This is a genomic window from Mesorhizobium sp. M1A.F.Ca.IN.020.06.1.1 (genome assembly GCF_004023265.1).
Taxonomy (GTDB): domain Bacteria; phylum Pseudomonadota; class Alphaproteobacteria; order Rhizobiales; family Rhizobiaceae; genus Mesorhizobium.
Genome location: NZ_RZSR01000502.1, coordinates 1 through 4325, shown reverse-complemented (window position 1 = coordinate 4325; position 4325 = coordinate 1). Strand labels below are relative to the sequence as shown.

The window sequence follows — 4325 nt, the reverse complement described above, 5'->3', positions numbered from 1 at the left end:
GAACACCGGAACCGGATCCGGGGGGACGATGCGGGTCTTCAGCTGCGGCTGCGGGACGTCGAGGCAACGCTCGCAGACCAGGATGCGGAGGTTCTGGAGCTTGGTGCCCGCCCATTGCCACTGCCACTGCAGGTCAACGAGGTTGTGCCAAATGCCGCACCGATCGCAGACCGCATAGGCGTGCGGGTTGCTCGGGCTGGTGCGCGCCCGGCCGTGGAAGCGCCACGCCATCGCTACCTCACGTAATAGCCGCCGAGCGAGGGTGAGATGAAGAGTGGCACGTTCTCCGTGTCGCCCTCCATCGCGCTGAGCAGCGCCTTGTCCGCCATCGGCTGCAGCACGGCGATCTTCTCCGCGGCGTAGCTGTACGCCAGCCGGAGCGCGAGCCCCCAGACGAAGGCGCCGAACCACCGCGACGGGATATCGACGGTCTGGCCGCCCTGCAGCGAGACGTCGAATATCTGGCTCACCTGATAGTAGCGCAGCAGATATGGGCCGTTGCCGTCCGGGACCGTCCAGAGCGTGATGGTCGGGGCCAGCAGGCGATCGAACCAGAAGCTCGTCGGTTGCCCCTCTTGCGCCTTGTTGGGCATTGAGGCGTATTCGGTGCGCGAGATCGGCCAGATGATGCGATCGGTTGGATTGCCGGCGCCGTCCGTGGTGCGGATGTAGGCGTCCAGGATCATGATCGTGGCGGGATCGACGTCGTAGGTCGCGACGCCCTCGGTCAGATCGACCTCGACGACATCGACCTTCCACAGGTTCGGAGTGTCGTTGTTCCACTCCGCCAGCATGATGTTGACCGCCATGCGGGCATCGACGAGATGCTCTTGCGTGATGGCCGGTCGCCGGATGCCGCAAAGCCCGTAAGCATAGGTGACGAATTCACCGCTGCTCGGGTTGAAGGCGGTCGTTCCGCTCGTGGTCATCAGGTCGTGCCGATCTGGGTGGCCTGATTGAGCTTGAATGTCAGGGTGCCGCCGGCCAGGCTGCCGACCGTGATCCTGACGAACTGGTACGGCACTGTGATCGTGCCCTCGGTGTTCGCCGTGATGGCGCTCGACGAGAACCACACCGGTGTGACGGACGGATCGTTCACATTGTCATAGGTGTGGTCGACCGTGATGCTGCCGCTGGCGCCGGCATTGAAGATCACCGCATAGCCGACATTCACGGGCGCGATGCGCCAGTCGATGCTGATCGGCGTCTGCGCTCCGGTCGCGCTGGCCGGGTATGTGACGGAAACAGGGTTCATCGGGTCACCCGCTGATGAAGAAAGAGAAACGGGAGCCCGAAGGCCCCCGTCGATGTCAGTGGAAGGATTTCAGCGTCTCGGCGAGGCGTGCCCGCTTGGCGAGCTTCGGATTGTCCGAATGAGCCGCCTTGGCGAGCTTTTTCTCAGGGATTTTGTCTCCCTGGGGAACGCCGAGCTCACGGTGCAGAGCGCCGGGATGCTTCACAGCTCCGGCGATCCACCTGTCTTTGACCGCTCCGCCATCGGCGTAGTCAGTCACCCTCCTTAGCACTCGGGCCGGTCGTCTTGGCGGCTTCCGAGAGCGGGGAGCGATCAGCGCCGACGCGGCCGCCGGACTTGCGGCCGGGGCGGTCGAGCCGCATCTTGGACATCTTGCCCCCGACCTTGCCCCCTTCCTTCTTCTTCACGCGGCCGCCGTCCTTGCGCTCGTCGGCTTCCTTGGCGACGTTCGAGCCGCCGCCAGCGTAGACTTCCTTCGGCGACGGGTCTTTCGCGACGACACCGCCACCAGCACGCTTTGCTTTGCCTTTCATGGGATTGATCCTCAGAAGTTCGTGAACTGCGCCACGCCGAAGAGGCCGATCGCAGAGCTGATGTTGTTGACGGAGGGCGAGGAGAAGAACATCGAACGTTTGGTTCCGTCCGATGCGGTCTGCAGGGCATAGGTGCCGCGCACATCGCCAGTGGTTGCAGTCGCCGGGCTCGTGGCGTCCGGCGCAGTGTAGCCGGTCGACGCGGTGATCCAGGTCGCGTTCACGTTGGCTTCGAACTCGCCAAAGTAATCGGCCCGCATCGGCAGACCGAGGATATCGGTCGTGCCAACCGTGACCGCCGAGCCCGACAGCGTGCCCGCCGGCGTGATCGAGGCGATATACTTGAACGCCTTCTTGCCCGTGGCTGTGCCAGCATTGGCGCCGGTGATCGTCTCGACCATCGGATACCAATAGATGTCATAGCCGCGAACCGTGAAGGTCGCCGTGCTGTCGTTGCCGACCGACACGACGCGAACGGCACGGGCGACCAGCGTCGTCGGGTCCCAGATATAGACCGAGCCGCCATTGCCCGTCGGCCCCTGGCCGAAGGCTTTGCCGGAGCTCGGGCCATCCAGGGCCAGCAGGCCGGTGACCGTCACGTTGTTGTCGGATCGCTGGATCGACTGACCGACCGTCACGCCGGCGCCGGTGGCCGACACGAGCGTGAGCGCAGTATTGGCGACGGGGACCTGCGATGCCGCGATGTTGTTGGCGGCCAGCGCGGCCGGAACAGCGGAAAGCGTCGGGATCGCCGTCGTGCCGAGGAACCCGTAAACCGGGGAACCGGCACGCTGACCAGGGACGTACGCGAACGGACCGCGCGGGTCCATCAGCGCCTGGCCCTGATCGAAGATCGAAGGGCCGCGATCGGCGTTGTTGTCGGCTGCGAGGCCCCCAGGGACCCCGCCGCCAAACACAACCGCCGGCCCGGCAAAGGCCGTGATCGTCATGCTGTTTCCTTTCCGGTTACGAGGTCGGGAACGCGCCGTAGATGGCACGGGGGTCGTTGTAGCCGAACGAGTAGCGCTCGTAGCCCTTGACCAGCAGGTTGTCCGTGGTGAAGTCGACCTGCATGTCGGTCTCGAAGGCGACGCGCTCGAGATAGAGCAAGCCTTCGATGTTGGTGAGCAGGAACCACGCGAAGTTGCTGGTGAGGAACTCCGAGCAGACATAGCCGTCCGGCAGGCCGCCCGAGGTCGACAGGATCGCGTTGACGTCGTTGTCCGCGGTGCCGGGACGCAATTCCGTCTTGGTGAGGCGGATTGCCACCGGCTCCAGCGCATTCGGCACCACGAGCTTGCGCGCGCGGGCGAAGGTCTTGAGACCGGCGTTGTCCAGGTAGGTCGTCGGGATCGTGGTCATCGCGTTGAGCAGCGATGCCTCGTTGAGGTCGACCTGCACCGAAGGCGTGTTCGCGAACGTGCCGCCATCGATCGGGTGAGCCGTCGAGCAGAGCGCGACGCCGTCGCCGGCGATGGAGGGGTTGTAGACGTTGGCCGTGTTGAACACGTTCCAGCCGAAGATTTCCTTGGTCTGAGCGAAGGACTGCATCAGGCCGAGGTTCGAAGGCTGGAACTGCGCCTTGTAGAGGTTGTCGTCGATCGCCTTGCGGGTGATCGCGTAGCCAAGAGCGATTTCGTTGTGCTCCTGGTTGTAGACGTAGCGCTCGCCGGCGTTGTTGTCGAAGGAGGTCTGGCCACCTTCGCTCTTGAGCTTGGCGAGGCCCAGATAGCGCATGGAGACGGTGCGCTCCAGCGCCATGTTGGACTTGCCCTTGGTGAAGACCGACGGCCAGCGGGCCGGGATCTGATCGTATTTGCCGGTGACACCGCGAAGCCCGGGCAGCAGGAGGTCGCGGATTGCAGCGAGATTAACAGCCATATCCGTTCTCCCCTATTACACGATGCCGGTGAGCGACTTGGTGTCGACGTTGTTGAACGCAACGACGATCCAGTTGCCGTTCGAGGCGCTGTCGGTGCCGTTCGATCCGGGCGGTGCGGTCACCACGGCGACGATGCGGAAGGGGAGGGTCGCGGTGGTGGCGATGGTCGCCTGGTTGGCATAGGCGCCGGAAAGGCCGTTCAGCGCATTGCCGGTGCCGATGGCGAAGTTGATGTTGGCGCCGACGTCGGTGGCGGCAACGGGGGAACCGGCGTTGCCCGACTGGCAGAGGAACTGCGCGTTCGGGTCGTTGATGACGTAGCCGGTGACGGTGGTGTTCGCCAGCGCGGAACCGGAGCCCGGCCAATAGGGCGACCAGACCTTGCGGTTGAGGGTTGCGCTGACATACTCGCAGCCGACGAAGATGCCGGCGATCTGAGTGGTGCCGGCGACGGACTGCGCGATGGTGCCGTCGGCCTGGCTGGTAACCGGGTCGCCCGCATAGATGGCGCCGGCGGTCAGCGCGATGCTACGAGGGGTCTGCTCGTAGGTCGGCGCGGAACCGGTGCCGCGATGCTGGGAAAACCCGAAGGGTGCAAACGTATTGCTCATTTGCGGTGCTCCTGGGGGCGTTTAGAGTTTTGCCTGCCGGACCG

At 64.6% G+C, this 4325-nt stretch carries 8 protein-coding genes; all 8 read right to left on the bottom strand.

Annotated elements, in window-relative coordinates; translation table 11 throughout:
- Positions 1 to 231: hypothetical protein (locus tag EOA60_RS20825; protein WP_164899432.1), on the bottom strand; the 231-nt coding region annotated here is incomplete at its 3' end.
- Between the two features lie 2 nt (positions 232 to 233).
- Positions 234 to 929: a hypothetical protein gene (locus tag EOA60_RS20820; RefSeq protein WP_127335238.1), complete on the bottom strand. Its 696-nt coding sequence runs from the start codon at positions 927 to 929 to the stop codon at positions 234 to 236.
- On the bottom strand, positions 929 to 1255 hold the full coding sequence (locus EOA60_RS20815; protein ID WP_127335239.1) for a hypothetical protein: 327 nt from the start codon (positions 1253 to 1255) through the stop codon (positions 929 to 931). Before EOA60_RS20815 ends, EOA60_RS20820 begins: the two co-directional genes overlap by 1 nt.
- A gap of 55 nt (positions 1256 to 1310) precedes the next feature.
- Positions 1311 to 1514, bottom strand: a complete 204-nt coding sequence (locus tag EOA60_RS20810) for a hypothetical protein (RefSeq protein WP_127335240.1) — start codon at positions 1512 to 1514, stop codon at positions 1311 to 1313.
- Entirely contained in the window at positions 1507 to 1788 is a 282-nt protein-coding gene (locus tag EOA60_RS20805; protein ID WP_127335241.1) for a hypothetical protein, read from the bottom strand. The genes EOA60_RS20810 and EOA60_RS20805 overlap by 8 nt, the downstream gene beginning before the upstream one ends.
- 11 nt (positions 1789 to 1799) lie before the next feature.
- Positions 1800 to 2738, bottom strand: coding sequence for a hypothetical protein (locus tag EOA60_RS20800; protein ID WP_127335242.1), 939 nt, complete (start codon positions 2736 to 2738; stop codon positions 1800 to 1802).
- A 16-nt stretch (positions 2739 to 2754) separates the two neighbouring features.
- Complete coding sequence (locus tag EOA60_RS20795) at positions 2755 to 3669, bottom strand: hypothetical protein (protein ID WP_127335243.1); 915 nt, start codon at positions 3667 to 3669, stop codon at positions 2755 to 2757.
- Positions 3670 to 3684: 15 nt separating this feature from the next.
- Positions 3685 to 4281: a hypothetical protein gene (locus EOA60_RS20790; RefSeq protein WP_127335244.1), complete on the bottom strand. Its 597-nt coding sequence runs from the start codon at positions 4279 to 4281 to the stop codon at positions 3685 to 3687.
- Positions 4282 to 4325 lie beyond the last annotated feature (44 nt).

What these genes read in the sequence shown, in the direction of transcription:
- EOA60_RS20820 (WP_127335238.1), bottom strand. Translation starts at nt 929, where the DNA reads ATGACCACGAGCGGAACGACCGCCTTCAACCCGAGCAGCGGTGAATTC.
- EOA60_RS20815 (WP_127335239.1), bottom strand. Translation starts at nt 1,255, where the DNA reads ATGAACCCTGTTTCCGTCACATACCCGGCCAGCGCGACCGGAGCGCAG.
- EOA60_RS20805 (WP_127335241.1), bottom strand. Translation starts at nt 1,788, where the DNA reads ATGAAAGGCAAAGCAAAGCGTGCTGGTGGCGGTGTCGTCGCGAAAGAC.
- EOA60_RS20800 (WP_127335242.1), bottom strand. Translation starts at nt 2,738, where the DNA reads ATGACGATCACGGCCTTTGCCGGGCCGGCGGTTGTGTTTGGCGGCGGG.
- EOA60_RS20795 (WP_127335243.1), bottom strand. Translation starts at nt 3,669, where the DNA reads ATGGCTGTTAATCTCGCTGCAATCCGCGACCTCCTGCTGCCCGGGCTT.
- EOA60_RS20790 (WP_127335244.1), bottom strand. Translation starts at nt 4,281, where the DNA reads ATGAGCAATACGTTTGCACCCTTCGGGTTTTCCCAGCATCGCGGCACC.